General features: G+C 69.8%; 24 protein-coding genes and 1 pseudogene. 15 read left to right on the forward strand and 10 right to left on the reverse strand.

What is annotated here, in order from left to right:
• The first annotated feature begins 73 nt into the window (after positions 1-73).
• Complete coding sequence (locus AC6CH0_RS03340) at positions 74-703, forward strand: TetR/AcrR family transcriptional regulator (protein WP_498098273.1); 630 nt, start codon at positions 74-76, stop codon at positions 701-703.
• A 217-nt stretch (positions 704-920) separates the two neighbouring features.
• Positions 921-2,435, forward strand: a complete 1,515-nt coding sequence (locus AC6CH0_RS03345) for a DHA2 family efflux MFS transporter permease subunit (protein ID WP_498098274.1) — start codon at positions 921-923, stop codon at positions 2,433-2,435.
• A gap of 55 nt (positions 2,436-2,490) precedes the next feature.
• On the opposite strand, the gene AC6CH0_RS03350 is transcribed toward AC6CH0_RS03345, so the two are convergent.
• Positions 2,491-3,141 (reverse strand): TetR/AcrR family transcriptional regulator, encoded by a 651-nt coding sequence (locus AC6CH0_RS03350; RefSeq protein ID WP_498098275.1) that lies wholly within the window; start codon positions 3,139-3,141, stop codon positions 2,491-2,493.
• A gap of 180 nt (positions 3,142-3,321) precedes the next feature.
• Between AC6CH0_RS03350 and kynA the strand changes: the two genes are divergently transcribed.
• The 6 genes and pseudogenes from kynA (at position 3,322) to purQ (ending at position 8,305) form a co-directional block, all read left to right on the forward strand.
• Positions 3,322-4,215 carry a tryptophan 2,3-dioxygenase gene (kynA, locus tag AC6CH0_RS03355; protein WP_498098276.1) on the forward strand — a complete coding sequence of 298 codons (894 nt, stop codon included), beginning with the start codon at positions 3,322-3,324 and terminating at the stop codon, positions 4,213-4,215.
• Between the two features lie 2 nt (positions 4,216-4,217).
• Positions 4,218-5,258: an amidohydrolase family protein gene (locus tag AC6CH0_RS03360; protein WP_498098277.1), complete on the forward strand. Its 1,041-nt coding sequence runs from the start codon at positions 4,218-4,220 to the stop codon at positions 5,256-5,258.
• A 32-nt stretch (positions 5,259-5,290) separates the two neighbouring features.
• Entirely contained in the window at positions 5,291-6,514 is a 1,224-nt protein-coding gene (locus AC6CH0_RS03365; protein ID WP_498101006.1) for a kynureninase, read from the forward strand.
• A gap of 119 nt (positions 6,515-6,633) precedes the next feature.
• Positions 6,634-7,083 carry a hypothetical protein gene (locus AC6CH0_RS03370; protein ID WP_498098278.1) on the forward strand — a complete coding sequence of 150 codons (450 nt, stop codon included), beginning with the start codon at positions 6,634-6,636 and terminating at the stop codon, positions 7,081-7,083.
• A gap of 173 nt (positions 7,084-7,256) precedes the next feature.
• Positions 7,257-7,490 (forward strand): annotated as a pseudogene (purS, locus tag AC6CH0_RS03375) (phosphoribosylformylglycinamidine synthase subunit PurS); the annotation flags it as partial.
• Between the two features lie 116 nt (positions 7,491-7,606).
• Entirely contained in the window at positions 7,607-8,305 is a 699-nt protein-coding gene (gene purQ, locus AC6CH0_RS03380; protein ID WP_498098279.1) for a phosphoribosylformylglycinamidine synthase subunit PurQ, read from the forward strand.
• A 63-nt stretch (positions 8,306-8,368) separates the two neighbouring features.
• On the opposite strand, the gene AC6CH0_RS03385 is transcribed toward purQ, so the two are convergent.
• Both AC6CH0_RS03385 and AC6CH0_RS03390 read right to left on the reverse strand, forming a co-directional pair.
• Positions 8,369-9,088, reverse strand: a complete 720-nt coding sequence (locus tag AC6CH0_RS03385; protein WP_498098280.1) for a flavodoxin family protein — start codon at positions 9,086-9,088, stop codon at positions 8,369-8,371.
• 86 nt (positions 9,089-9,174) lie between these two features.
• Entirely contained in the window at positions 9,175-10,407 is a 1,233-nt protein-coding gene (locus tag AC6CH0_RS03390; RefSeq protein ID WP_498098281.1) for a mechanosensitive ion channel family protein, read from the reverse strand.
• A gap of 140 nt (positions 10,408-10,547) precedes the next feature.
• Between AC6CH0_RS03390 and AC6CH0_RS03395 the strand changes: the two genes are divergently transcribed.
• Positions 10,548-11,894, forward strand: coding sequence for a DUF2254 domain-containing protein (locus AC6CH0_RS03395; protein ID WP_498098282.1), 1,347 nt, complete (start codon positions 10,548-10,550; stop codon positions 11,892-11,894).
• 75 nt (positions 11,895-11,969) lie between these two features.
• Here the strand turns inward: AC6CH0_RS03395 and AC6CH0_RS03400 are convergent, their stop codons facing one another.
• Entirely contained in the window at positions 11,970-13,478 is a 1,509-nt protein-coding gene (locus AC6CH0_RS03400) for a catalase (RefSeq protein ID WP_498098283.1), read from the reverse strand.
• A 158-nt stretch (positions 13,479-13,636) separates the two neighbouring features.
• Entirely contained in the window at positions 13,637-14,137 is a 501-nt protein-coding gene (locus AC6CH0_RS03405) for a Fur family transcriptional regulator (protein ID WP_498098284.1), read from the reverse strand.
• A gap of 128 nt (positions 14,138-14,265) precedes the next feature.
• Here AC6CH0_RS03405 and AC6CH0_RS03410 point away from each other — a divergent pair, with 128 nt between their 5' ends.
• Positions 14,266-14,793, forward strand: a complete 528-nt coding sequence (locus AC6CH0_RS03410) for a tetratricopeptide repeat protein (RefSeq protein ID WP_498098285.1) — start codon at positions 14,266-14,268, stop codon at positions 14,791-14,793.
• 20 nt (positions 14,794-14,813) lie between these two features.
• Here the strand turns inward: AC6CH0_RS03410 and AC6CH0_RS03415 are convergent, their stop codons facing one another.
• The 3 genes from AC6CH0_RS03415 to AC6CH0_RS03425 all read right to left on the reverse strand — a co-directional run bounded on the left by AC6CH0_RS03415 (position 14,814) and on the right by AC6CH0_RS03425 (position 16,465).
• Positions 14,814-15,128, reverse strand: a complete 315-nt coding sequence (locus tag AC6CH0_RS03415; protein ID WP_498098286.1) for a hypothetical protein — start codon at positions 15,126-15,128, stop codon at positions 14,814-14,816.
• 125 nt (positions 15,129-15,253) lie between these two features.
• On the reverse strand, positions 15,254-15,838 hold the full coding sequence (locus AC6CH0_RS03420) for a pyridoxamine 5'-phosphate oxidase family protein (RefSeq protein WP_498098287.1): 585 nt from the start codon (positions 15,836-15,838) through the stop codon (positions 15,254-15,256).
• Between the two features lie 93 nt (positions 15,839-15,931).
• Positions 15,932-16,465 carry an adenine phosphoribosyltransferase gene (locus AC6CH0_RS03425; RefSeq protein ID WP_498098288.1) on the reverse strand — a complete coding sequence of 178 codons (534 nt, stop codon included), beginning with the start codon at positions 16,463-16,465 and terminating at the stop codon, positions 15,932-15,934.
• A 97-nt stretch (positions 16,466-16,562) separates the two neighbouring features.
• On the opposite strand from AC6CH0_RS03425, the gene AC6CH0_RS03430 reads away from it, so the two are divergent.
• Positions 16,563-17,024: a DUF3817 domain-containing protein gene (locus AC6CH0_RS03430; protein WP_498098289.1), complete on the forward strand. Its 462-nt coding sequence runs from the start codon at positions 16,563-16,565 to the stop codon at positions 17,022-17,024.
• Between the two features lie 173 nt (positions 17,025-17,197).
• Here the strand turns inward: AC6CH0_RS03430 and AC6CH0_RS03435 are convergent, their stop codons facing one another.
• Entirely contained in the window at positions 17,198-18,415 is a 1,218-nt protein-coding gene (locus AC6CH0_RS03435; protein WP_498098290.1) for an MFS transporter, read from the reverse strand.
• A gap of 300 nt (positions 18,416-18,715) precedes the next feature.
• On the opposite strand from AC6CH0_RS03435, the gene AC6CH0_RS03440 reads away from it, so the two are divergent.
• On the forward strand, positions 18,716-19,858 hold the full coding sequence (locus AC6CH0_RS03440; protein WP_498098291.1) for a hypothetical protein: 1,143 nt from the start codon (positions 18,716-18,718) through the stop codon (positions 19,856-19,858).
• Positions 19,859-19,997: 139 nt separating this feature from the next.
• Positions 19,998-21,779 carry a DUF222 domain-containing protein gene (locus tag AC6CH0_RS03445; RefSeq protein ID WP_498098292.1) on the forward strand — a complete coding sequence of 594 codons (1,782 nt, stop codon included), beginning with the start codon at positions 19,998-20,000 and terminating at the stop codon, positions 21,777-21,779.
• Here the strand turns inward: AC6CH0_RS03445 and AC6CH0_RS03450 are convergent.
• On the reverse strand, positions 21,686-22,276 hold the full coding sequence (locus AC6CH0_RS03450) for a TetR/AcrR family transcriptional regulator (RefSeq protein WP_498098293.1): 591 nt from the start codon (positions 22,274-22,276) through the stop codon (positions 21,686-21,688). The genes AC6CH0_RS03445 and AC6CH0_RS03450 overlap by 94 nt on opposite strands.
• A 33-nt stretch (positions 22,277-22,309) precedes the next feature.
• Between AC6CH0_RS03450 and AC6CH0_RS03455 the strand changes: the two genes are divergently transcribed.
• Both AC6CH0_RS03455 and purL read left to right on the forward strand, forming a co-directional pair.
• On the forward strand, positions 22,310-23,272 hold the full coding sequence (locus AC6CH0_RS03455; protein ID WP_498098294.1) for a DMT family transporter: 963 nt from the start codon (positions 22,310-22,312) through the stop codon (positions 23,270-23,272).
• Positions 23,273-23,330: 58 nt separating this feature from the next.
• The gene (purL, locus tag AC6CH0_RS03460) at positions 23,331-25,667 is read left to right on the forward strand and encodes a phosphoribosylformylglycinamidine synthase subunit PurL (RefSeq protein WP_498098295.1); all 2,337 of its coding nucleotides are present in this window, start codon (positions 23,331-23,333) and stop codon (positions 25,665-25,667) included.
• Positions 25,668-25,728 lie beyond the last annotated feature (61 nt).

A 25,728-nucleotide genomic window follows, 5' to 3' on the forward strand; every position in this document is an offset into this window, starting at 1 on the left:
GCCGCCGGCCGGGATCGAGCGCGAGGGGAGGACGACTTGCGTCTCGAACAACAGTGAGTGTACAGTCACTCATATGGCAACCAAGCTCTCCACCGCCGAGGAACGGCGACCGCTCGTCATCGCCGCCGCGATCGCCGCGTTCGCTCGCACGGGCTACCGCGGCACCACGGTCGCCGACGTCGCCGCCGAAGCCCGCATCTCCTCTGCGTACGTCTTCAAGCTCTTCCCGAGCAAGGAGCAGCTCTTCGTCGGCGCGCTCGACACCTGCTACGACCGCGTCGTCGACTCCCTCGCCGACGGGGTCGAGCATGCCACCACGACGACGCCCGACGGGATTCTCGACTCGATGGGCGGCGCGTACGCCGAGCTCATCGCCGACCGCGACCTGCTCATGCTGCAGGTGCACGCGCAGTCGGCGGTCGAGGTGCCCGAGATCGGCGCGGCGCTGCGGCGCGGCTACCAGCGGGTCACCGAGTTCGCGTCGACGAGGTCGGGTGCGACGGATGCCGCGGTGCAGCGCTTCGTCGCCTTCGGCCAGCTCTGCCACCTCGTGGTCACGCTCGGCATCGACGACTCCTCCGAGGCCTGGGCCGCGACCCTCGCGGACGGCATCCGCCACCCCGACTTCGCGGCGACCGGTCCCCGACTCGAAGCCGCATCCGACTCCAGGTCCGGCTCCGCCCGCCGCGGCACCGACGCCTGACCATCCCGTACCACCCGACCTCGTGAAAGGAGGTGCTCCATGAAGTCCGAACGCGCCATGCGCCGGGTCGCACTGATCCCGCTCGTGCTCCTCGACCTCGCCACATTCTCCGCCTGGTCGTAGTCGACGCCATCGCCCACGAGCCGACGCGCCGTGGGCTGCTCTTTCCCGTTTTTAGTGACTGATTGGTCACTCACGACAACGATTTGGAATCCACATGAACGACACGACTCGCCTGCCCGCGCCCATCGAGGGCACTCTCGCATCGACCGTGGCGGCAGCGCCGACCGGTCCGGCGTCTCGAATCAACACGACGCCGCCCGGCCGAACCCACCTGCGATGGTGGGCGCTCGGCGCACTCGCGCTAGCGCAGTTCCTCGTGGTGCTCGACGCCTCCATCGTCAACATCGCGATCCCGAGCCTCGGCGGCGACCTCGGCCTCGATCAGGGCGCGCTCGCCTGGGTCATCACCGCCTACGTGCTCCCCTTCGGAAGCCTCCTGCTCCTCGGCGGCCGACTCGCCGACCGGTTCGGGCATCGCAACGTCTTCCTCATCGGCACGATCGGCTTCGTCGCTGCATCCGTCGCCGCCGGCCTGGCACTCGACGGCACCTGGCTGCTGGCGGCACGCGCCGTGCAAGGGGCATCCGCTGCCCTGCTCGCGCCGGCGTCGCTCGCCCTCGTGACCCGGCTCTTCACGACCTCTGCCGACCGCGCGAAGGCGCTCGGCATCTGGGGCGCCGTGGCGGGAGCCGGCAGCGCAGCGGGCGTGCTCGCCGGCGGTCTGCTCACCGGCGCGTTCGGTTGGGAGGCCGTGTTCTTCGTGAACGTGCCGATCGGCGCGATCGTGCTCGCCGCCATCCCGTTCCTCGTTGCCCGAGACCGCCGCGGTGCCGAGACGACCCTCGACCTGCCCGGTGCCGCAACCGTCACCGCCGGCCTCGTCGCCCTCGTCGCCGGCCTGTCGAATGCCGAAGCGCTCGGCTTCGCGCATCCGCTCGTCATCGCGCTGCTGAGTGCCGGCGCCGCGCTGCTCGCCGCATTCGTCGCGATCGAGCGACGCACGGCGGCGCCGCTCGTGCCGCTCGTACTCTTCCGCAATCGTGCGGTCACGGCGGGCAACCTCGTCATGCTCCTCGTCGGTGCGGCGATGGTGGCGCTGTTCTTCGCGCTCTCGGTCTTCCTGCAGGAGCAGCTCGGCTTCGACGCACTCGCCGCCGGCCTCTCGCAGCTGCCGCTCGCCGGTGCGCTCGTAGTCGTCGCCGGAGTCGTGCCGCCGCTCGTCGCCCGATTCGGCATCCGCCCGGTGCTGACCGTATCGCTGCTCGTGCTCGCCGGCGGTCTCGCCTGGCTCGCTGCGGCGCCGAGCGATGCGGCGTTCCTCGTGCACGTGCTCGGCCCGAGCCTCGCGATCGGCGTCGGCCTCGGCGGTGCCTTCGTCACGGCGACCCAGCTCGCAGTCGACGGGGTCGACGGCGGCGAATCCGGCCTCGCCGGCGGTCTCGTGAACACGAGCCAGCAGATCGGCGGCGCGCTCGGTCTCGCCGTGCTCGGCGCCGTCAGCGGCGCGGTGTCGGCCGCACTCAGCGACAGCGGAGCGAGCGCCGAGGTCGTCGCGGCCGGCGAGTTCCGTGCGATCTTCCTCGGCGCGGGGGTTGCTGCGGTGCTCGCCGCCGCGGCCGTGGTGACGATCCGCTCCCGGCGCACAGTCCCGACCGCCAACGCCGCCTAGCCTGCCCTGAGATGACGCAGATCGACCTCCGGGTGCGCTCGGAGGTCGATCTGCGTCACGTCGACGGCGTGATCGGCCCTTTCGCGTGCGACATGTCGTGGAATGCCGCGAAACTCTGCGCCGGAGCCGGCATCGGCGAGGTGCCGGGCCGCGCTCGAAGGCCGTCGAGCACGATCGTGAGTTGACGCCGCCAGTACGGCAGATATTCGCGACCGTACTGCCCGAGCGAACCCAGCATGTCGACGAGCATGCCGAGATCGACCGCGGTGACGTCGGCTCGAAGGGCGCCTTCGGCCTGCGCCCGCGCCACGAGCCCCTCGACGACCTGCTCGAATTCGGCCCCCGGCCGGTGCGACGGGTCGAGCTCGGCGACGCGCCGCATCACCGCGGGAAGGTAGGGCGCCTCGGCGACCCAGGCCCCGAGGAGTTCGACATAGAGCTCGACGGATCGCCACGCCGTCTCGGCGCCGAGGATCTCGGGGGCGAGGTCGTGCAACTCGCCCACCGCGGTGTCGTAGAGCTCTCGCACGAGCGCATCGCGATTCGGGAAGTGGCGGTACACCGTGCCGGCGCCGACGCCGGCGCGTGCGGCGAGTTCGTCGAGTGGAGCGTCGATGCCGCGTTCGGCGAAGAGGCGCCGCGCTTCGCCGAGCAGGCGTGCGTGGTTCTGCCGCGCATCACGGCGAGACGAGGTCGACGAGGTCACGGGTTCACTGTACGCGCGGTATCGCGTATGATTCGGAGAGTCGTCTCCGTTTACCCGAGCGGACGACGTTCCCTCGGGGAGAGAGGGAGCGCTGCGCGGCGGGCAACGAGCCGGTTCGTCCGGGACGGGGGCGCCCGCCGCGTCAGCGCCTCGCAGACGCAGCGTGGCTAGGCTGGTGCCGTGACTACTGTGCCAACTGAAGCCGGCGATGGCGCGGTCGACGGCGTCGAAGCGAACACCCGCACGATCGAAGCATCCGTCGTCACCGATTTCAGCGACCGCATGAGCTACGGCGGCTACCTCGACCTGCCGACGCTGCTCTCCGCACAGCGACCGATCTCGCGCCCCGAGCACCACGACGAGCTGCTGTTCATCATCCAGCACCAGACGACCGAGCTCTGGCTGAAGCTCGTGCTGCACGAGCTCGAGACGGCCCGCGACCTGCTGCGGGCCGACGAACTCGCGAAGGCCCTCAAGGCCGTCGCACGGGTCAAGCACATCCAGAAGACGCTCACCGAGCAGTGGTCGGTGCTCGCCACCCTCACGCCCGCCGAGTACGCGCAGTTCCGCGGGGTGCTCGGCAACGCGAGTGGATTCCAGTCGTACCAGTACCGGGCGGTCGAATTCGTGCTCGGCAACAAGAACGCGAAGATGATGCAGGTCTTCGAATCGGATGCCGCGGCGAGCGCGACCCTGCGCCACGCCCTCGAGTCGCCGAGCCTGTACGACGAGTTCCTGCGCCTGCTGGCTCGCACGGGCTATCCGATCCCGGCGGCGATCCTCGAGCGCGACGTCACCCAGGCGTGGACGTTCCAGCCCGAGCTCGTGCCGGTCTTCGCGACGATCTACGCCGACACCTCGGAGCACTGGGCGGCGTACGAGACGTGCGAAGAGCTCGTCGACCTCGAAGACAACTTCCAACTCTGGCGCTTCCGCCACCTGAAGACGGTCGAGCGCATCATCGGGTCGAAGACCGGCACGGGCGGTTCGAGCGGCGCGACGTTCCTGCGGCGAGCGCTCGATCTCACCTTCTTCCCCGAGTTGTACGCCGTGCGCACCGAGATCCCGGGCTGATCATGCCGGCGCCGCTCGACCTCGGACCGCTCGCCCGACCGGTGCGCCGCTCGATGAACGGCGATCACCCGGGCGAGCTCGGCACGATGCTGCCGCCGTTCGTCGACCATCACGTGCACCTCATGATCGTGGGACCCGACGCCCTGCGCGACACCGCGATCGCGGGCGTCGTCGACCTCGGCGGCCCGCTCGACACGATCGCGGCGTTCGCGCGGCGCGGCGGCATGCCGCGGGTCGCGTTCGCCGGCAGCTTCCTCACCGCGCCGGGCGGCTACCCCGTGGGCCGCGCGTGGGCCACCCCGGGCAGCGCACGCGAGCTCGCCGCCGACGCGGGCGACGGCCGCGCCGCCCTGCCGACATCGGCTGAGACGGCGGTCGCCGAGCAGCTCGCGTTCGGGGCATCCGTCATCAAGGTCGCGCTCAACTCGGCAGCCGGCCCGGTGTTCGACACGGCGACGCTCGAAGCCGTCGTCGCGAACGCGCACGCGCACGGACTGCCCGTGGTCGCGCACGTCGAAGGCGAGGGGATGTCGCGGCGCGCGATCGACGCCGGCGTCGACGCCTTCGCCCACACCCCGTTCACCGAGCGGCTCGACGACGCGCTCATCACCCGAGCCGTCGCGGCGGGACAGTACTGGATCTCGACGCTCTTCGTCACCGGGTACGGTCAGCCGACCGTCGAGACCGACATCGCGCTCGACAACCTGCGTCGCTTCCACGCCGCGGGCGGGCGAGTGCTCTACGGCACGGATCTCGGCAACGGCGAACAACCTCTCGGCGTGCACCCGGCCGAACTCGCACTGATGCTCGAGGCGGGGCTCGGGGCATCCGAGCTCGTCGCGTCTCTCACCGACGCGTGGCCCTCGACGGGCGCGATCGAGGGCCACGGGGTCGCGACCTTCGTGCCCGGGCCACCGCCCGCGGCGCTCGACGAGCTGCCCGCCTGGCTCGCGACGGCCGACCTCTCACCCGTCGAGAACCTCGAGCCGCGCGACGGCCGCCCCTCCCCCGACCGAACCCGAACCGATCTGGAGTCCTCGTGACCCTCGACCCGCATCTCGCCTTCGCCCGCCGCATGGATCGTTCCGACGGGCTCGCCCACTACCGCAAGCGATTCGCCGGCGCCGAGACCGACCTCGTCTACTTCGACGGCAACTCGCTCGGCCGACCGCCGGTCTCGGCGATCGAGCGGGTGGAGCGATTCCTGCGCGACGACTGGGGCGGGCGCCTCATCCGGGGCTGGGATGAGGCGTGGCTGCAGCTGCCCACCGAGATCGGCGACCGCATCGGCCGATCCGTCATCGAGGCGAAGGCCGGCCAGACGGTGATCGGCGACTCGACGACCGTGCTGCTGTACAAGCTCGCCCGCGCGGCGGTCGACGCCCAGCTCGCCCGCGACCCTGCACGCCGCGAGATCGTCGTCGACACCGACAACTTCCCGACCGACCGCTACGTGCTCGACGGCATCGCGAAGGAACGCGGCATGCGACTGCGCTGGATCGAGGTCGACACCTCGTCGGGGGTGACACCGGAGCAACTCGCCGAGGCGGCCGGCCCCGAGACGGCGCTCGTCGTCATCTCGCACGTCGCCTACCGTTCGGCCTACCTTGCAGACGCCCCCGAACTCACGCGCATCGCCCACGATGCCGGGGCGCTCATCCTCTGGGACCTCTGCCATTCGGCCGGGTCGGTGCCCGTGAAGGCCGACCTCTGGGGCTTCGATCTCGCCGTGGGGTGCACCTACAAGTACCTGAACGGCGGCCCGGGTTCGCCCGCGTTCGCGTACGTGCGCGACGACCTGCAGGCCGTGCTCGCCCAGCCGATCCAGGGCTGGTGGGGCACGACCGACATGTTCACGATGGGGCCGGACTACGAGCCGGTTCCCGACATCCGCCGGTTCCTCTCGGGCACGGCGCCGATCGTCGGCATGCTCGCGATGGAGGACACCCTCGCGATGATCGAGGAGGCCGGCATGCCGGCGCTCCGCGCGAAGTCGGTCGCGCTGACGTCGTACGCCCTCTCGCTGGCCGGCGACTGGCTGGCGCCGCTCGGCGTGACGCTCGCGTCTCCGGCCGATGCCGAGGAGCGCGGAGGTCACGTCACCCTCCACCACGACGCCATGCGCGAGGTGACGGCCAGGCTCTGGCAACAGGACGTGATTCCCGACTATCGCGACCCCGGCGGCCTTCGCATCGGCCTCTCACCGCTCTCGACGAGCTTCGAAGAGGTGCACCGCGGGCTCGCCGCCACACGCGACACCCTGAAGACCGTGCTGCTGGAGCGCGCCGGACTCGCGTAGCGACGCGCGGTCGCGCCCCGATAGCACCCGCGCCGCGCTGTGACAAGCCCACCCGGTGATCCGGGCCGCTCCCGGACGGCGAGCGTACGATGACTCGATCACCGGCGAAGGGAGCCCCCATGTCCGACACCGACCGCACCATCACGAACGCCAAGAACACCGCCCAGAGCAGCGCCGCCCGAGCGAGCGATGCTACGAGCGACGCGGCGAAGCGAGCAGCGGATGCCGCTGCAGACGCGTCGACGACGGCAGCGAGAACCGTGGCAGATGCAGCCGACGCGACTTCGGATGCCGCGACCGACGCCGCCGCTGCCGCACGCGACGCTTCCGCCAAGGCCGCCGACACGGTCCAGGAGCTGCTGAGCGACGCGAAGGACAATGCCGCCGAGGCGATCGAGACGATCTCCGAGCAGGCGAGCACCGCAGCCGCCGCTGCCAAGGACGCCGCGAATGACGGCGTCGCCTACGTCAAGGCGCAGTACCGCGAGAACCCCGGGCGGGTCATCGCGATCGGCGCAGCGGCGGTCGTCGGCATCGGGCTGATCCTCCGAGGGCTCCGACGCCGCTGAGCAGGCGGGCCCGGCGGTCGACCCGAACAGCTGAGCCGGGCGACCGTGCTGAGCGGTCGACCCGGCGCACCGGCGAGCGCCTGAACAGCGCTCGGCGGCCGATGCCCGGGCACCGCGTTTCTCCCCGGTAGAATCGACGCATCCACACTTTCGACACCGGACGGAGAACCGCGGTGCCCACCATCGTCGTCGACGTGATGCCCAAGGCCGAACTGCTCGACCCCCAGGGGAAGGCCGTGGCCGGCGCGCTCGCCCGCACCGGTCGTGCCGGGTTCAGCGGCGTGCGCATCGGCAAGCGTTTCGAACTCACCGTCGACGGCCCCGTCGACGACGCCCTCAAGGCGAGCGTCAAAGAGATCGCCGAGGAGATCCTCTCCAACGGCGTCATCGAAGACGTCGTCGGCATCCACTACGAGGTGACGAACGCGGAGCTCGCCGAAGAGGCGTCCGGCGCGGCGACGGTCACCGACGACGGCTTCGGCGCCCCCGCCGGCGAAACGCACTGAAGGCCGCGGGCGATCACATGCGCATCGGCGTCATCACCTTCCCCGGCTCGCTCGACGACCGCGACGCGCAGCGCGCCGTGCGCATCGCGGGCGGCGAACCGGTCGCCCTGTGGCACGGCTCGCACGACCTCGAGGGCGTCGACGCCCTGATCCTGCCGGGTGGCTTCAGCTACGGCGATTACCTGCGCTGCGGCGCGATCGCCTCGCTGAGCCCGATCATGACCGAGGTCGTCGCGGCCGCGAACGCCGGCATGCCGGTGCTCGGTATCTGCAACGGCTTCCAGATGCTCACCGAGGCCGGCCTGCTCGAGGGCGGACTCATCCGCAACGACCACGGCGGTTTCATCTGCCGCGACCAGGTGCTGCGCGTCGAGAACACGTCGACCGACTGGACCGGCGAGTTCGCGGCGGGCCAAGAGATCACGATCCCGCTGAAGAACGGCGAGGGCGGCTTCATCGCCTCCGATGAGACGCTCGACCGGCTCGAGGGCGAGGGTCGCGTGGTCTTCCGCTACGTCGACGTGAACCCCAACGGTTCACTCCGCGACATCGCGGGCATCTCGAACGAGCGCGGGAACGTCGTCGGCCTGATGCCGCACCCCGAGCACGCGGTCGAGCCGGGCTTCGGGCCCGACACCACCCTCGCGATGCGCTCGGGTGTCGACGGCCTCGGCTTCTTCACGAGTGTCATCCGGCGCACGCTCGTCGAGGCGTAGCGGCACGCAGCTGTCGCCGCGCAGCACAACGCGACGCATCGAGGACCGGTGTCGTTCGCGACGTCAGCGGTACTCGGGGTTCGCCTCGAAGCCGTAGTGCTGGCCGTCGTCCCACTCGGCGCGGAGGTTGCCGCCGACCGGGAAGCCGCCGGCGTCCTTCAGGAGCCGGGCGAGGTGCATCAGGTTGTACGTCATGAAGGTCGTGTTGCGGTTCGTGAAGTCGTTCTCGGGCCCGCCCGAGTCGTCGTCGAGATAGCTCGGACCGGGGCCAGCCTCGCCGATCCATCCGGCATCGGCGCCCGGCGGAATCGAGTAGCCGATGTGCTGCAGGCTGTAGAGGATGTTCATCGCACAGTGCTTGACACCGTCTTCGTTGCCGGTGATGACCGCCCCGCCGACCTTGCCGTAGTAGACGTACTGGCCCCGCGAATTGAACTCGCCGCTCATCGAGTAGAGCCGCTCGATGAACCGCTTCGTGACCGAGGAGTTGGCGCCGAGCCAGATGGGACCGCCGACGACGAGGATGTCGGCGGCCTCGACGAGCGGCCAGACCTCGTCGGGCCACGCGTCGACGGGCCATCCGTGTTCGCGCATGTCGGGGAAGACGCCGGTCGCCACGTCGAGGTCCACGAACCGCAGCGACTCGACCTTCACGCCGTTCTCCCGCATGAGGTCGATGCTCGCGTCCATGAGCCCCTGGGTGTTGCTGACCTCGGGGCTTCGCTTCAGCGTGCAGTTCACGTAGAGGGCGCGCAGGTCGGAGAAGTCGGGCAGCTCGGCCATGGGGGCGATGCTACTCCGGCGACGTGACGGCCGACAGGGTCGAGGATGTCATCCGCCGCGCGCTCATCGAGGCGTCGCCGACCCGGTCAGGCCACTTCGCTCCGGCCGTGGCGCTCGCCCTTCGCACGAACCTCCTCCACGTCGTCGTCCCCCCGCACCGGGTTCGCCTGGGTGAACTCCGAGGCCCGCTCGTCGCCGTCACGGGTACCCGAGAACAGGCCGGCACGGGCCGGGTCGGAGGCGCCCGGCTCGGAGGCATCCGTCGCCAGCGCACCTGTGTCGACGACGCTGCCGACGAGCACCCGCTGGCGCGGCAATGCGTCATCGTCGTTGCCGCGCACCCACTCGACGATCGCTTCGCGAACCAGGCACCGCAGGTCCCACAGCGCGGCGGAGTCGTCGGCGCTCACGAGCACCCGCACCCGCACGAGGCCGCCGGTCGCCTCGGTCACCTGGAGCACCGACGTACGCCCGTCCCACAGTTCGGTGCCGGCGAGGACGCGGTCGAGCTCGGCGCGCATCGCATCGGTGGACACCCGCCAGTCGAGGTCGAGCTCCACCGAGCCGATGAGCGCGCTCCCGTACTTCGTCCAGTTCTCGAACGGCTGGGTCGTGAAGTACGTGCACGGGAGCATGACGGTGCGCTCGTCCCAGGTGACCACCACGACGTAGGTGAGGGTGATCTCGCGGATCCGTCCCCACTCCCCCTCGACCACGACCACGTCATCGACGCGGATCGCCTCGCTGAACGCGATCTGAACGCCCGCGAAGACGTTCGCGAGCACCGATTGCGCCGCAAGGCCGGCGACGATCGACGCGATGCCGGCTGAAGCCAGCACCGATGCACCGAGTGCACGCACTCCCTCGAAGGTGAACAGGATGATGCCGGCAGCGAGCACGATGATCACGACGACGACCAGCCGGCGCAGGATCTGCAGTTGCGTGCGCGCGCGTCGCGCCACGCGGTTGTCGGCGACGCTGATGTCATAGCGACGCACGCCGAGGTCGGCGAGGAACAGGAACACCTGGCATGTCAGCCACGCTCCCGATGCGATGAGCGCGATGAGGAACGCATGGTCGACGGTGGTGCGCCATGCCGCGTCCGGGAACGTGGCCGCGGCCGCGATCCACAACCCGGTGATGAGCACGACGGTGCGGAACGGCCAACGGAGGCGGGCGATGAGGATGGATGCCCACTCCCGGCGGTTCGCGATCGACCGCACGACGACCGATGCGATCCAGGAGAGGACGAACGTCGTGACGGCGGCCGCTGCAACCGCGATGGCGAACGCAGACCAGGCTTGCCAGTTCGAAGTCATCATTCCAGCGTTGCATCGATCGATGCGTGAGCAAAACTCGGCGCCGGCGAGCGGTGCCACGAATGCCGGGCCGTCGGCAAGCCCTCGCGTGGGCGCGTTCGATGCGAGTACGGTCCCGAGTACTGCAGAGGAGGGTGACGATGGCACCGACCGGCGGCAACGGGTTTCGGCAGCGATGGGCGATGCTGACCGAGGCGATCGCCTCGCGGCTCTGGCCGATTCCCCTGGCGGCCGTCATCGTCGGCGTCGGGCTCGGAGTCGTCATCCCCGAGATCGACCGGGCGATCGACCAGTCGCTGCCCACGGGCATCACGGCGGTGCTCTTCAGCGGCGGAACCGACGCAGCACGTGCGGTGCTCTCCGCCATTGCAGGTTCGCTCATCACGGCGGCCTCGCTGACCTTCTCGCTGACCGTCGTCGCCCTGCAACTCGCCAGCAGCCAGGCATCACCCCGACTGCTCCGGCTGTTCGCCTCGGATGGCATGGTGCACGCCACTCTGGGGCTCTTCCTGGGCACCTTCGCCTACTCGCTCGCGGTGTTGCGCACCGTTGCGGATGCCGACGGCGAGCCGTTCGTGCCCCGTATCGGCGTGACGATCGCCTTGTTGCTCACGCTCGCGAGCGTGGTCATGCTCACGGTCTTCCTCGGGCACCTCGCCCGTCAGCTGCGGGTGGAGACGATGATGCGAGACGTCCACGCGGAGACGCAGCGCTCGATGCGGCTCGCCGCCGACGCCCCGCGCGCCGCGGCGGTCGGCACGCCGCCCGCCCCGCGGGACGGCACGGAGGTGGTCGGAGCGCCGCGCTCGGGGTTCATCACCGGCATCGAGCGGGAGACGATCGTCGAGATCGCGATGGAGCACGACGTCGTGGTGCGCGAGCTGCTCACGGTCGGAACGAGCGTCATCGCCGGCAGCCCGCTGCTCGAGTGGTGGTGGCGCACGCCGGGGGGAGTGCAGGATCGACCCGCCACGGAGCAGGTCGCCGACCGGTTCGCGGGCACGATCAGGATCGGTTACGAGCGCACGCCGACCCAGGACATCGCATTCGGGCTGCGCCAACTCATCGACATCGCCGTGCGTGCGCTCTCGCCGGGGGTGAACGACCCGACCACCGCGGTGCACGCCCTCAGCCATGTCTCCGCCCTCCTGGCGGAGTTCGATCGGATGCTGCCGGAGCCGCCGGCGCTCGCAGACGACGACGGCGAGCCCCGGCTCGTGCAACTCCGGGTCCAGTTCGACGAGTTGCTCGACCTCGCGATGACGCAGCCGCGGCGCTACGGCGCATCCGACCCCGATGTCGCGGCCCGGCTGTACCGCCTGCTCGAGGAACTCGGCGAGCGCGTGCAACAACCCGAGCGTCGCGCGGCCGTCGCGATGCAGTTGGAACGGCTCGAGGCATCCGTCACCGATGCCGACTACGACGGCACGGAGCGGGAACAGTTCTCGCGGATGTCGGCGCGGGCCCGCGCTGCACTCGAGCGCTGACGACTCGCACGCCGTGACGAGCGGAGCGGAGCGGCCGTCCAGCCGCCCCGCCCCTCAGCGCATCCGTGTCGAGGGCTACGCGGCGTCTTCGTCTGCCTCGGGCTGCTGCGGCGCATCGGAGTTCACGCCGGCCGCGTACGCCGCGCGCAGCGCGGCACCGAGTCCGGCGTCGACGTTCGTCCAGTACTGGAAGAAGCGCTCGCGGATGTCGTCGATCGTGATCGCGTGCGCCTGACCCGAGAGGGTCTCGAGGAAGCGCGCCTTCGCCTCGTCCGTGAACACATCGCGGTAGAGCGTGCCGGGCTGACCGAAGTCGGTGTCCTCGGCGCGCAGGGTGTAGGCCGAACGCACGAGTTCGCCGTCACTCTCCCATCCACCCTCGGCAGCCAGCTGCGCGTCGGCGACCGGGCCGCCGAACGAATTCGGTGCGTAGACCGGCGTGGTGGGCGCGTTGTGGTGGTGGCGCTGCGCTCCGTCTTGCGAGTAGTTGTGCACGGATGCCGCGTGCGGCGCGTTCACCGGAAGCTGGTTGTAGTTCGTGCCGACCCGGTATCGCTGCGCGTCGGGATAGCTGAACACGCGCGCCATGAGCATCTTGTCGGGGCTGATCTCGATGCCGGGAACCGTGTTCGCGGGCGAGAACGCGGCCTGCTCGATCTCGGCGAAGAAGTTCTGCGGGTTGCGGTCGAGGGTGAGCGTGCCGACCTCGATCAGCGGGTAGTCGGCGTGCGGCCACACCTTGGTGAGGTCGAACGGGTTGAAGCGGTACGTCTTCGCATCCTCGTACGGCATGACCTGCACGTGCAGGTCCCACTTCGGGTGGTCTCCGGACTCGATCGCGTCGTGCAGGTCCCGCCGGTAGTGGTCGGCGTCGGCGCCCGCGATGGCCTCGGCGGAGACTGCGTCGAGGTGGAGATCACCCTGCTGCGTGCGGAAGTGGTACTTCACCCAGAACTTCTCGCCTGCGGCGTTGATCCACTGGTAGGTGTGCGAACCGAAGCCGTGCATCTCCCGCCACGATTTCGGAAGGCCACGATCACCCATGAGGTAGGTCACCTGGTGGGCCGACTCGGGCGAGAGGGTCCAGAAGTCCCACTGCATGTCGGCGTCGCGCAGCCCCGAGCCGGGCAGGCGCTTCTGCGAGTGGATGAAGTCGGGGAACTTGATCGCGTCGCGAATGAAGAACACCGGGGTGTTGTTGCCGACGATGTCGTAGTTGCCCTCGGTCGTGTAGAACTTCACCGAGAAGCCGCGCACGTCGCGCCAGGTATCGGGCGAACCCTGCTCGCCGGCGACGCTCGAGAAGCGCAGCAGGGTCTCGACGGTCGAGCCGGGCTGGAACACCGCGGCGCGGGTGTACGCCGAGACATCCGCCGTCACCTCGAAGCGACCGAACGCGCCGCCACCCTTCGCGTGCACGATGCGCTCGGGAATGCGTTCCCGGTTGAACTGCGCGAGCTTCTCGACCAGGTAGCGGTCGTGCAGCACCGTCGCGCCGTCGGCGCCGATCGTGAGGGAGTGGGCGTCGCTCGCGACCGGGGCTCCGGTCTGCGTCGTGGTGGGTGGCGTGATGGGTTCGGACATGCGTCCTTCTCTCTCTGTCTGTCTGTGTTTCTTCTCTGGGATCGTCGACCCGAGGGTCGACGGGGCACCGGTAGGGCGGCACCCGAGTTCTTGATAGGCCGAGGATGCCGGCGCGAACTGTGCGTGCACGAGTCGTGCCGGTCGGCGAGCGGATCGGTTCAGGTCGGGTCGGGTCGGGTCAACGCGGCGTTCGCGATGCCGGTGGTCGCGGTGCCGGTGCCGGTGCCGCAGTCGGGACACACGCCCCAGAAGGTGACCTCCGCGGTCGCGATGCGGAAGCCGTGCGTCTCGCTCGGCGTGAGGCAGGCGGCCTCGCCGACGACGCACCCCACGTCGAAGACGGTGCTGCAGATCATGCACACGAGGTGGTGGTGATTGTCACCCGTGCGGGTCTCGTACAGGGCGGCTGAGCCGGCCGGCTCGATCTTGCGCAGCAGCCCGGCCTGCGACAGCGCGCCGAGCACGCCGTACACGGCCTGGCGCGAGGTGCTCGGCAGCACCCGCGCGACGCGGGTGTGCACCGCATCGGCGTCGAGGTGCTCACCGGGGCGGAACGCGTCGTACACCGCAATGCGCGAGTCGGTGACCTTGAGACCGGCGCCACGCAGGCGATCGGCGACCCGCACGCGTTCGTCGGCGGCGGCGGCGGTCGAGGTCATGAGTCGACCCTATCGGTTGTCTTGACTGTGTCAAGACAATCCGGCGGCATTCTTGCGCGACGGATGCAGGGCGGTCGCTGCAGCCGACCGCACCGGCGCGTCGCCTCCGGCTCCTGCATGATGGGACGATGACCGACGCCCCATCGAACCCCGAGCTCGACGCGACGCTGCGCGAGATCTTCGACCGCCGCGACCGCGCGAACATGCAGCCGACGATCGACGCGTTCCTCGCGGTGCTCGAGCAGCACCCCGGCAACCCGAACGTGCTCTACGACGTCGGGGGCTCCTACGACACCGCGGGCGAGGAGCAGACCGCAGTCGGCTACTACGAGCAGGCGATGGCCGCCGGGCTCGCGGGTGACGCCCTGCGACGCTGCCTGCTGCAGTACGGCAGTACGCTGCGGATCCTCGGGCGATTCGACGAGTCGATGGCGGCACTCGACCGGGCACTCGCCGAGTACCCCGACTCACCCTCGGTGCGGATCTTCCACGCGCTCGGCCTGCACGCCGCCGGACGCAGCGACGCCGCCGTCGGATCATTGCTGGCGTTCGCCGCCGACGAGGTGCGCACGCCCGACGTGCTGCGGTACGAGGCAGCGCTCCGCGGCAATGCGGAGTACCTGCTGGGGCTCGACCGGGAGCGCTCGCAGGCCTGAGCGGAGGCTCGGGGCAGCGGTCAGCGCTCGGGGCGACGATCGAGTGGGTCGGGCAGCACCCAGCGCTTCGGCCGCTCGGCTTCCGCCGGCCGGGAGCGTCCGCGGAGGTAGAACATCACGAGGGATGCGGCGATGAGCGCGGTACCCAGCGGGATCACGAGCGTGTTCAGCAGATCGAGAACGAGCAGGCCGAGGTACAGGAAGGTTCCGCCGGGTTCGGTAGTGAGCCACGCGCTCGAGTAGAGAACCGGCTGCACGAACGCCGCCAGCACGCCACCGGCGAGCGCGAGCGCGATGCCCCACCGCAGCGTGTACTTCGGCATCTTGTCCGACATCGGATCTCCTCACTCGGCCGAATCAACGGCACGCTGCTCGTGGGCGTCAACCTACCAAGAGATCTGCGGGACGTTCGGGCGGCGAGCGCCGCGACATCCGCTGCACCACCGGGTCGTCGCTTCGCTCAGCGCGGCACGACGAGGAGATCGCGATCGCTCTCGCTCCCGGCTGAGAGCCCGGGCAGGCCGTCGATGCTCTGCGTGTTCTTCTCGACGCGGTACTCCGCCATGCCCTCGACACCCTTCTTCTCAGCCTGCAGTCGGAGAAGATCTCGCTCGCCCGTCATCTCCATGACGGGGACGCCCCAGCCGCACGAGTCGCTGATCCGGGTCACGTCGACGGTGATGACGGCTCGGGTGCTCGGGTGCTCGGGGTGGCGCGCGACGATCTCCTCGAAAGCCGCGTCGCCCGGGAGAGAGACCGAACCCCGACCGTGCAGCCGCACGATGCGCGGGCGGCTGCCGAACGAGTTGAACATCAAGCAGACTCGCCCGTTCTCCCGAAGATGGGCGATCGTCTCGACGCCGCTGCCCGTGTAGTCGACCCACGCGACCCGGTGCGCGTCGAGGACCGAGAAGGAGTCGTGCCCACGGGGAGAGACATTGACGTGGCCGTCGGCGCCGAGCGGGGCGGTCGCGACGAACCACATGGGCTGCGCCTCGATCCACGCCTTCAGGTTGTCGTCGATGGAGTCGAAGAGTTTGCCCATCATCACAGACTAGATCGGCGCATCGGCGCATCCGCGCATCCGCGCATCCGCGCATCGGCGCATCCGCGCTGGGCGCCGCGGCACGCCGAGCGGTCAGTACTGCAGCAGCGAGAAGATCTCGTAACGGTCATCGAGCGCCTCGCGCCCTCCCAGCCCCTCGAGCTCGAGCGCCACCGAGATGCCCGCAACCTGCCAGCCCGCACGTTCGACGAGGCGCGCTGCCGCGCCGACCGTGCCACCGGTCGCGAGCACATCATCGACGATGAGCACGCGAGACCCGGCCGGCAACTCGCCCTCGTGCACCTCGAGGGCGGCCGTGCCGTACTCGAGTGCGTAGTCCTCGCGGAGCACCGCGCGCGGCAGCTTGCCCGCCTTTCGCACGGTCAGCACCCCCGCACCGCTGATCGCCGAGGCGGCGCCCGCGATGAGGAATCCGCGGGCCTCGACCCCGCCGATCACGTCGAACCGACCTGCGAAGGGTTCGCTCAGCGACGTGCCGAGGGCGTGCAGCGCCGGACCGCTGGCGAATACCGGAGTCAGGTCGCGGAAGGTCACGCCGGGTTCTGGGAAATCGGGGATCGACGCGATGAGGCTCGAGACGAGCTCGCGTGCTGACTGCTCGGACACCGGCCAAGGCTACCCTGCACTCGCGGTCAATCCTTCGTTCGATGCGAGCGTCCAGCGGCGGCTGCGAGGATGGGAGCACCCGACCCCTGGAGCATCCGTGTCACCGAAACGCCTGTACCGCGGCCTGGCCCTCGCCGAGGCCGTCACCTGGACGATCCTGATCGTCGCGATGATCCTGAAGTACGCCGCGGGCGTGGAGTGGGCGGTGCTGGTCGGCGGCTCGATCCACGGGTTCGTGTTCCTCTCCTACGCCCTCGCCTCCGTGATCGTCGGCGTCAACCAGCGCTGGAACGTCGGCCGCATCGCCTTCGCCGTGCTCACCGCGATCGTGCCCTACGCGACCATCCCGTTCGAGCTGTGGCTCGTGCGCAAGGGCCACCTCGAGGGCGACTGGCGCCGCGAGAAGACCGACCATCCCGCCGACTCGAACTGGATCAACGGGGTGTTGCGCTGGTTCCTCGCCCGCCCGGTGCTGCTGATCGCGGTCGCGATCGTCGGCATCGCAGTCGTCTTCACTGGGCTGCTCGTGATCGGCCCGCCCGGGGGTCGCGAGGCCTGACGGGCAGCGGATGCCGCGGCATCCGCTCATCGTGGGTGCACACGCGCCGCGCCGCGCTGTGCTCTGCCGCGCCGCACCCCGGTGCCGATGCGAGGACAGTTCTTGCGGGTGCGCCCTCCGATCGACCCGCAGGAACTGCCGTCACCGGGCCCTGGGCAGAACAGGGTGGGCGATCAGCGCCGGGTGCGGTTGACGAGCGCGGCCCAGATGAGTGCCGTCGTCGAGCAGACGAGCAGCGCCACGAAGACCCACGGCAGGCCATTGAGGCCGATCACGCTGTAGAGCACCGCGCCGAGCAGCGCCCCGCCACCGATTCCGGTGTTGAACGCGGTCGTGTAGAAGGATGCCGCAGCGTCGCGGATGCGGGCCGACGCCGAGTGCAGCAACCGGGTGTTGAGCATCGGCGGCAACGCGCCGAACGCGACACCCCACAGCAGGAAGCTCGCGATGCCCACGCCCGGCACGTCCGGGAAGAGGGCGAGCCCGGCGACGCCGACCCCGGTCGCGACGAGCGCGACGAGGAGTCCGATGGTCGGCCGCCGACCGAGCACCGTGCCGGCGAGGATCAGTCCGGCCGCGCCCGCGATGCCGTAGGCGAGCAGCATCGAGCTGATGGCGCTCGCCGGCAGACCCATGACATCCGTGATGTACGGCGCGATGTACGTGTAGAAGGTGTACATGCCCACCATCGTGACGGCGGTGACCAGGCACACGACGAGCACCGGCACGAACGTGGCATCGCCGCGCAGGCGAAGCGGCGCAGCATCCGCCTCTCCGCCGTGATGCCGAACCGGCGGCAGGAACCGCCAGACGAGCAGCGCGCCGAGCAACGTGATCACGCCGATGCCGGCGAAGGCGAACCGCCAGCCGAAGGCATGGCCGAGTGCCGTGCCGAGCGGCACGCCGAGCACGAAGGCGAGTGATCCGCCGGCGACGCTGATCGACACGGCGCGGGCGAGCTGCTCCTTCGGAACGAGGTGGCCCGCGTAGGCGCCGACGACCGACCAGAAGAGGCCGTGCGCCGCTCCGCCGAGGATGCGGGTCGCGAGCACCGTGCCGTAGTTCGGTGCGACGGCGGTGAGCACGCAGCTGACGGCGAGCACCGCGAGCGAGATCACGATGAGGGTGCGCCGGGGCACGCGCTTGGTGAGGCTCGCGAGCGGCACCGTGAGCACGACGACGGTCGCGGCGAAGACGGTGACGAGCAAGCCGATGAGCGGCTCGCCGACCTCGAGCTCGCGGCTCATGTCGGGCAGTAGGCCGGTCGGGATCATCTCGATCGTGACCGAGAGGAACACGGCCGCGGCGAGCACGATGAGCCCCAGCCATGGGAAGGGTCGCGCGACGGCGGGGGTGGAGGACGTGGAATCGACGGGAGTGGACGGCGTCATTGGGATACCTGAAGAAGGGCGTTCCCCGCGGGCGCGGGGCGGGGCTCCGCGAGCGCTACGGCGGGTCGACTGCGCGCTGATGTGCGCGCCCAGGGCCGCCGAGAATGCGACGACCGAGGTCGAGTCTACCGTGAACGGATGCCGCGTGGCGGGTCGCGGGGCGGGTCACGGGCGGTGGGAAGCGCATCAGGGGGTGGCGGGGGGTTGCGCCGCCTCACTGCTTCATACTGATGGGGCGCACGCCCGCGGTTCCGCCTCATGCGCTCATCGGAACTACTGTTCAACCGCCCAGGAGACGCCATGAACGATCCGGTTCGCCACGCCGATCCGGAGACGCCGACGCTGCAGGACGGTCCGATGTCGCAGCGCCCGCGCCACCCCGACGCCGAGTTCGCGCTGCAGAAGTTCTCGTGGTCGGCCTGGCCGTGGTTCAACTGGCTGCTTCCGATCCTGTTCTTCGCAGTGGGCTATGGCAGCGGCTGGACGCCGATCGCGTTGCTGCTTCCTCCGATCACGGTGATCGCCTTCGTGGGCATCGGGCTGCTCGGCGCGCTCCCGCGATTCGTCCTGCGCAAGCGGGGTGCAGTGCGCACGCCGGGCGCGATCACCTGGCTGCTGTTCGTGCACTGGTGGGGATGGTTCGGGCCGGCCCTGGTCGGGGTCGTCTTCGCCCTGCTCGGCCCCGGCCTCGGGATCGATCGGCTTCCGCGCTGGCTCGTGCTGCCGATGATCACGGTGGCGGGGTTCATGATCCTCATGTCGGGATTCGCCGCGCTCGTTCTCGCGGTGGTGTCGCCCGTCGCAGCAGAGCCGCATCATCGTTGGCGGGTCGGGGCGAAGATCGCCGCGGTCGGCCTTCCGATCGTCTTCGTCGCGGGCGCATCGATGAGCCTTGCCCAAGCGTCATTGCAGACCGACACCGCTGGCGATACGGTCGCCGCGGTGCAGACCACGCCGATCCGGGCACAGGCGGACCGCGTCGAGGAGAGGTACGAAGCCTTTCAGCAGGACCTCTCACGTGTTCGCGCACTGATCGCCGACAGCGGATGGCGTGACGGCCCTGGCGGGATGGGCGACGACGAAGACGCCTGCGACCTCGCCGGAGCTGATTGCTATCGCTTCGAGATGGACTTCTCCCACGACACGGCCGGCTCCGAAGTCGACCTCGCTGCGCTCGAGGAGGGCCTGCGGGGTCTCGGCTGGGACATCGAGGAAGAGACCGGGTGGGATGCCGAAGAAGGGGCGGGCTTCGCGGCGACCGACGACAACGGCCTCACGGTCGAGATCGGGGTGTTCTCCGAGACCGGTGAAGTTCAGCTCGACGCACGAAGCCCATGGTGGTGGGGCGACGCGTTCGAACTGATCGACGCGATGGGCGGTTACGATCCCTGCTGCGGCCCGTCAGGGCCATTCGCCGCTGACGAGTGGCCGCCGCTGCTCTGAGCGGCGCGCCACCCGGAAGAGTTGTATCCGTGTACTCCACATTCGAACCTTTGTTCGATTTCGTGTCTGATTCTCGCTAGAATCGAGGCATGCCCGAGCCGCAACAGCTCTCCTCGAGCTCGAGGTTGCGTGCAACTCGGTGCTGCAGGAGTGGGCCGGGGCTCTGCTCGGTGCATCGAGTGACGCAGAGGCCGACATCCGCTCGATGAGCGATGACGGGCTGGTGCGAGCAAGCGAGGCGCTGGCTCGATTGGGTCGCCGAGTCGAGGCGCTGCAGGCGAGATGCGCGGCAGGCATCGCCGAGCGCTCGCGTGGCGTCGGCGATGCCGACGACCTGGCTCGAAAGCACGGTTTCGCATCGCCCGAGAGGCTGATCGCGCAGACCACCGGCGGCCGCTACACCGACGCTGCTCGGCTCGTCGCCGTCGGCCAGGCGACGAGTCGTCGCGCATCGTTCACCGGCGAAACGCTGCCGCCTCGGCACCCGCACGTGGCCGAAGCGCTCGACGCCGGCACGCTCGGTGTCGCCGCCGCCGACGTGATCCGCCGCTTCCTCGATCACCTCCCGCCGAGCGTCGCGCGCGACGAGCTCGACGCCTCCGAGCAACTGCTCGTCGACCGGGCGCCGCTCGTCGGCCTCGACGGTCTCGTGCGGCTGATCAAGCAGCTCGAGGCGCACCTCGATCCCGACGGCGTGAAGCCGCGTGAAGATGAGCTGCGAGCCCGTCGGGGTCTTTCGGTCTGGCAAGACGCCGCCGGCATGATCAATCTCAAGGGCGCATTCGACCCCGCGAACGGCTCGCCGATCAAGCTCGCGATCGAGGCACTCGTCGGCGCCGAGCTGCATCGCGCGCGCGACGCAAAGCGCTCCTTCGGAGATCGCGGCCCGAGCGAGGAGCCAGGGGTCGGCCGCAACGGATCCGCCGGCTCCGACGCGATCCTCCGCGAGCAACGCACGTTCGCGCAGATGAATGCCGACGCACTGGCCGACATCGCGAGGTTCTCACTCTCGAGCACCGGCGCGCCGCCGGCACTTCGCGCGGTGACCGTCGTGGCCCGCGTCGATGTCGAAGCGCTCGTCGGCGGTCACGGCCACGCGACCATCGACGGTGTCGATCAGCCCGTGTCCGTCGCGACGGCTCGAGAGTTCGCCGAATCCGCCGGGATCGCCCCGTTGCTCATGCGCAACGGAAGCGCGAAGCTCGACCTCGGCCGAGCGGCCAAGGCTGTTCTCCCCTGCGCAGAAGATCGCGCTCGTCGAACGCGACGGCGGGTGCGCGTGGCCTTCATGCCAGCGCCCTCCGTCTCACGCACAGGCCCACCACATCGCATGGTGGGGTCGCCACCGCGGCCGCACCGATCTGTCGAACGGCATCATGCTGTGCAGTTTCCACTATCACCGGGTGCACGACGACGGGTGGAACATCTTCATCCGCGACAGGCGCAGCTGGTTCGTGCCGCCCGCGCACCTCGACCCAGAGCAGCGCCCAAGACCCGGCAACGTCTCGCTTCGCCTGCAACTCGCGCGCGTCGAACGACGATCCACGACGCATCCGAGCGGCGCACCCGCGCTGCCATCATCACACCGCGAAACCACACTTTCAGCGGCGGTCGCAGAGAGCGGCACGGTGACTGCTGCGCCGCACCAGCACTGAGGCGCAGTGAACGCCAGGCGCGGGGGTCAGGGCTCGGGCGTCGGAGGTCAGAGGCCAGAGGCCAGAGGTCAAGACTCAGGGGTCGGGCGTCGGCGGCCGAGGCTCAGGAGTTCAGGAGCTCCGGAACTCAGACCCAGAACCCAAGAACCCAAGAACCCAAGAACCCAAGAACTCAGGAGCTCAGGAACGTGCGTGCGATCGAGCGGGCGGTCTCGAACGGCCGAGAGAACGTCGCCATGCCGACGGTGACGATCGCGCCCTCGTAGAGCAGCATCAGCGCCTGGGCCGTCTCGTCGGGCCGATCGACGCCCGCCTCGCGGCAGAGCGCCGCGAACACGTCGAGCAGCCAGCGTTTCTGGCGGGTCACCTCGGCCAGCACGTCGCCATCCGAACGCGGCATCTCCGCCCGCGCATTGATGGCGCTGCATCCCTTCGGGCTGTTCTCATCAGACCACGAGATCGCGGCGTCGAAGACGGCGAGCACCCGGTCGACGCCGGGCGCGGGTACGGCGTCGATCGTCGCGTCGAGATGCTCGCGCCAGCGCGCGTCGCGCTCCTGCAGATAGACGAGCACGAGCGCGTCTTTCGATCCGAACCGGTCGTAGAGCGTTTTCTTGGTGACGCCGGCAGACTCGGCGATCGCATCCACGCCGACGACGTGGATGCCGCGATCGTAGAAGAGCTGCCCGGCTGCAGTCAGCACCCGGCGAGCGCCGGGTGTGAGCTCGGGAATGACGGGGGCATCGATCTGCGCGAAGGCCATGTCTCGATTATACCGATCTGTATACTCGTTCGCATGACTATACCGATCGGTATACCCCGCTGGCTTCTCCTGACGACGGCAGCCGTCGCGTTCGTGCTGTGCTGGAGCTCAGGCTTCATCGCGGCGAAGGTCGGCACGGTCGACACCCCGGTGCTCACACTGCTGTTGTGGCGATTCGTGCCCCTCGCCGTCGGGCTCGTGTTCGTCGTGATCGCAACCGGTCACGCGCGAACGGCGACCCGACGGACGCTCACCAGACACGTGCTGATCGGCCTGTGCACTCAGGTCGGCTACGTCGTGCCGGTCTACGGCGCTGTCGCGCTCGGCGTCGCGTCCGGCACGACCGCCCTCGTCGACGCGGTGCAGCCGCTGGTCGTGGCGACCCTCGTCGGCCCGTTGCTCGGCATTCGCGTCCGCGGTGCGCAGTGGGCGGGGCTCGTGGTCGGCGCCGTCGGCGTCGCACTCGTCGTCCTCTCGCAGGCGAGCTCGGCAGACGCGCCGGCCTGGGCGTACTCGCTGCCCCTCGTGGCCATGGCATCCCTCATCGTCGGAACCCTCGTCGAACGCCGGCTCGCAAGGCCGGTGCCGGTGGTTCTCGCACTCGCCGTGCACACGACGGCGGCTGTCGTCGTCATCGGTGCACTCGCGGTCGCGACAGGCACGGTCGCGCCTCCGGCATCCGTCGAGTTCTGGGCGACGACCCTCTTCATCGCCGCCGTGCCCACACTCGCGGCGTACAGCCTCTACTGGGCGCTCCTCACTCGCATCGGGATCACCGCCCTCAACGCGCTCCTCTTCCTCGTCGCCCCGACGACGGCGCTCGCCGGGGCGCTGCTGTTCGGCGAGCCGCTCGGGCCGGCCACGATCGCGGGCTTCGCGCTCTGCGCCACCGGAGTCACCGTGGTGCTCCGGTCGGAGGCGCGCGACGTGCCCGCCGAGCGGCCCGAGCCCGCGCAGCAGCCCGAGGTCGCGGCCACCGCACGGCCGGTAGACTGATCGGGTCAGGCATCCGCCCGCGGCATCCCATCGCCGCCCTCTCTGGAGATCGCCACTCGTGACCACAGAAGCCCCCGCCAACACCGCTGCCCCCGCTCCGACGGCGGTACTCGACACCGTCGAGGTCGCTGCCGTGACTCCCGAGAAGGAGCAGCCGTACGCCGCGCTGGGCCTGAAGCCCGACGAGTACGAGCGCATCCGCAACATCCTCGGCCGCCGCCCCACGAGCGCCGAGCTCGCGATGTACTCGGTCATGTGGAGCGAGCACTGCTCCTACAAGTCGAGCAAGATCTACCTTCGCCAGTTCGGCAAGAAGGTCACGCCCGAGATGAAGAAGAACCTCATGGTGGGCATGGGCGAGAACGCGGGCGTCATCGACGTCGGCGAGGGCTGGGCGGTCACCTTCAAGATCGAGTCGCACAACCACCCGAGCTACATCGAGCCGTTCCAGGGCGCGGCCACCGGCGTCGGCGGCATCGTGCGCGACATCATCTCGATGGGCGCTCGCCCGGTCGCCGTCATGGACGCGCTGCGGTTCGGTGACATCAACCACCCCGATACCGCCCGCGTCGTGCACGGCGTCGTGAGCGGCATCAGTTTCTACGGCAACTGCCTCGGCCTGCCGAACATCGGCGGCGAGACCTGGTTCGACTCGGTCTACCAGGCGAACCCGCTCGTGAACGCCCTCGCGGTCGGCGTCATGCGCCACGAAGACCTGCACCTCGCCAACGCCAAGGGCGCCGGCAACAAGGTCGTGCTCTTCGGTGCACGCACGGGCGGCGACGGCATCGGCGGTGCGTCGATCCTCGCGTCCGACACCTTCGCCGAGGGCGGCCCCACCAAGCGCCCCGCGGTGCAGGTCGGCGACCCGTTCGCCGAGAAGGTGCTCATCGAGTGCTGCCTCGAGCTCTTCGCGGGCGACCTCGTCGAGGGCATCCAAGACCTCGGCGCCGCCGGCATCTCGTGCGCGACCTCCGAGCTCGCGAGCAACGGCGACGGCGGCATGGCGATCGTGCTCGACGACGTGCTGCTGCGCGACCCCACGCTCACGCCCGAAGAGATCCTGATGAGCGAGAGCCAAGAGCGCATGATGGCGATCGTGCGGCCCGAGAAGCTCGAGGGCTTCCTCGAGGTCGTGAAGAAATGGGACGTCGAGACGAGCGTGCTCGGCGAGGTCACCGACACGGGCCGCCTCTCGATCATGTGGCACGGTCAGGAGATCGTGAACGTCGACCCGCGCACCGTCGCCGTCGACGGCCCCGTGTACGAGCGCCCCGTCGCCTACCCCACGTGGATCGACGCACTGCAGGCAGACACGGCCGCGAAGCTCGACCGGCCCGCGACCCCCGATGAGATTCGCGCGCAGTTCCTGCAGCTCATCGGTTCCGCGAACCAGGCGGATGCCGCGTGGGTCACGAACCAGTACGACAAGTACGTGCTCGGCAACACGGCGCTCAGCTACCCCGACGACGCGGGCATGGTGCGCGTCGACGAGGAGTCCGGCCTCGGCGTCTCGATCGCAACCGACGCCAACGGCCGCTACTCGCAGCTCGACCCGCGTCAGGGCGCGAAGCTCGCTCTCGCCGAGGCGTACCGCAACGTCGCCGTCTCAGGCGCCGTGCCGGCCGCCGTGTCCGACTGCCTGAACTTCGGCTCCCCCGAGAACCCCGAGGTCATGTGGCAGTTCTCCGAGACCGTCGAGGGCCTCAGCGACGGATGCCTCGAGCTCGGTATCCCCGTCACGGGCGGCAACGTCAGCTTCTACAACCAGACCGGCGACGTGCCGATCCACCCGACGCCGGTGATCGCCGTCCTCGGCGTGATCGACGACGTCGCCCGCCGCATCCCGTCGGGATGGCAGGACGACGGCCACAACATCTACCTCCTCGGCGACACGGCGCTCGAGCTCGACGGCTCCGCGTGGGCGGGCGTCGTGCACGGCCACCTCGGCGGTCGCCCCCCGGCCGTCGACCTCGCCGGAGAGAAGCGTCTCGCCGAGCTGCTCAACGCCGCCGCGATCGAGGGACTCATCGACTCGGCACACGACCTCTCCGACGGCGGCCTCGCGATCGCACTCGCCGAAGCCGTCGGCCGCTTCGGCCTCGGCGCCCGAGTGGTGCTCGACGAGGTCGCCGGCGACGCCGGCATCGACCTCGCGACGGCGCTCTTCTCCGAGTCGACCGGCCGGGTCATCGTCACGGTGCCGCGCGAAGACGACGTGAAGTTCCGCGGACTCTGCGAGGGCCGCGACTACCCGGTGCGTCGTATCGGCGTGACGGATGCGACATCCGGTGCGCTCGAAGTGCAGGGCCTCTTCACTGTCTCGATCGACGAGCTGCGGGGGGTCAACCGTGCGCCGCTCGCCGACGCGTTCGGCCCCATCGTCGGCTACTGAGCACACAGCCGGTCGAGTCTTGGGTCGAGTAGCGAAGCGTATCGAGACCAAGAAGCGCATC

The organism is Agromyces sp. GQ35 (assembly GCF_059758475.1).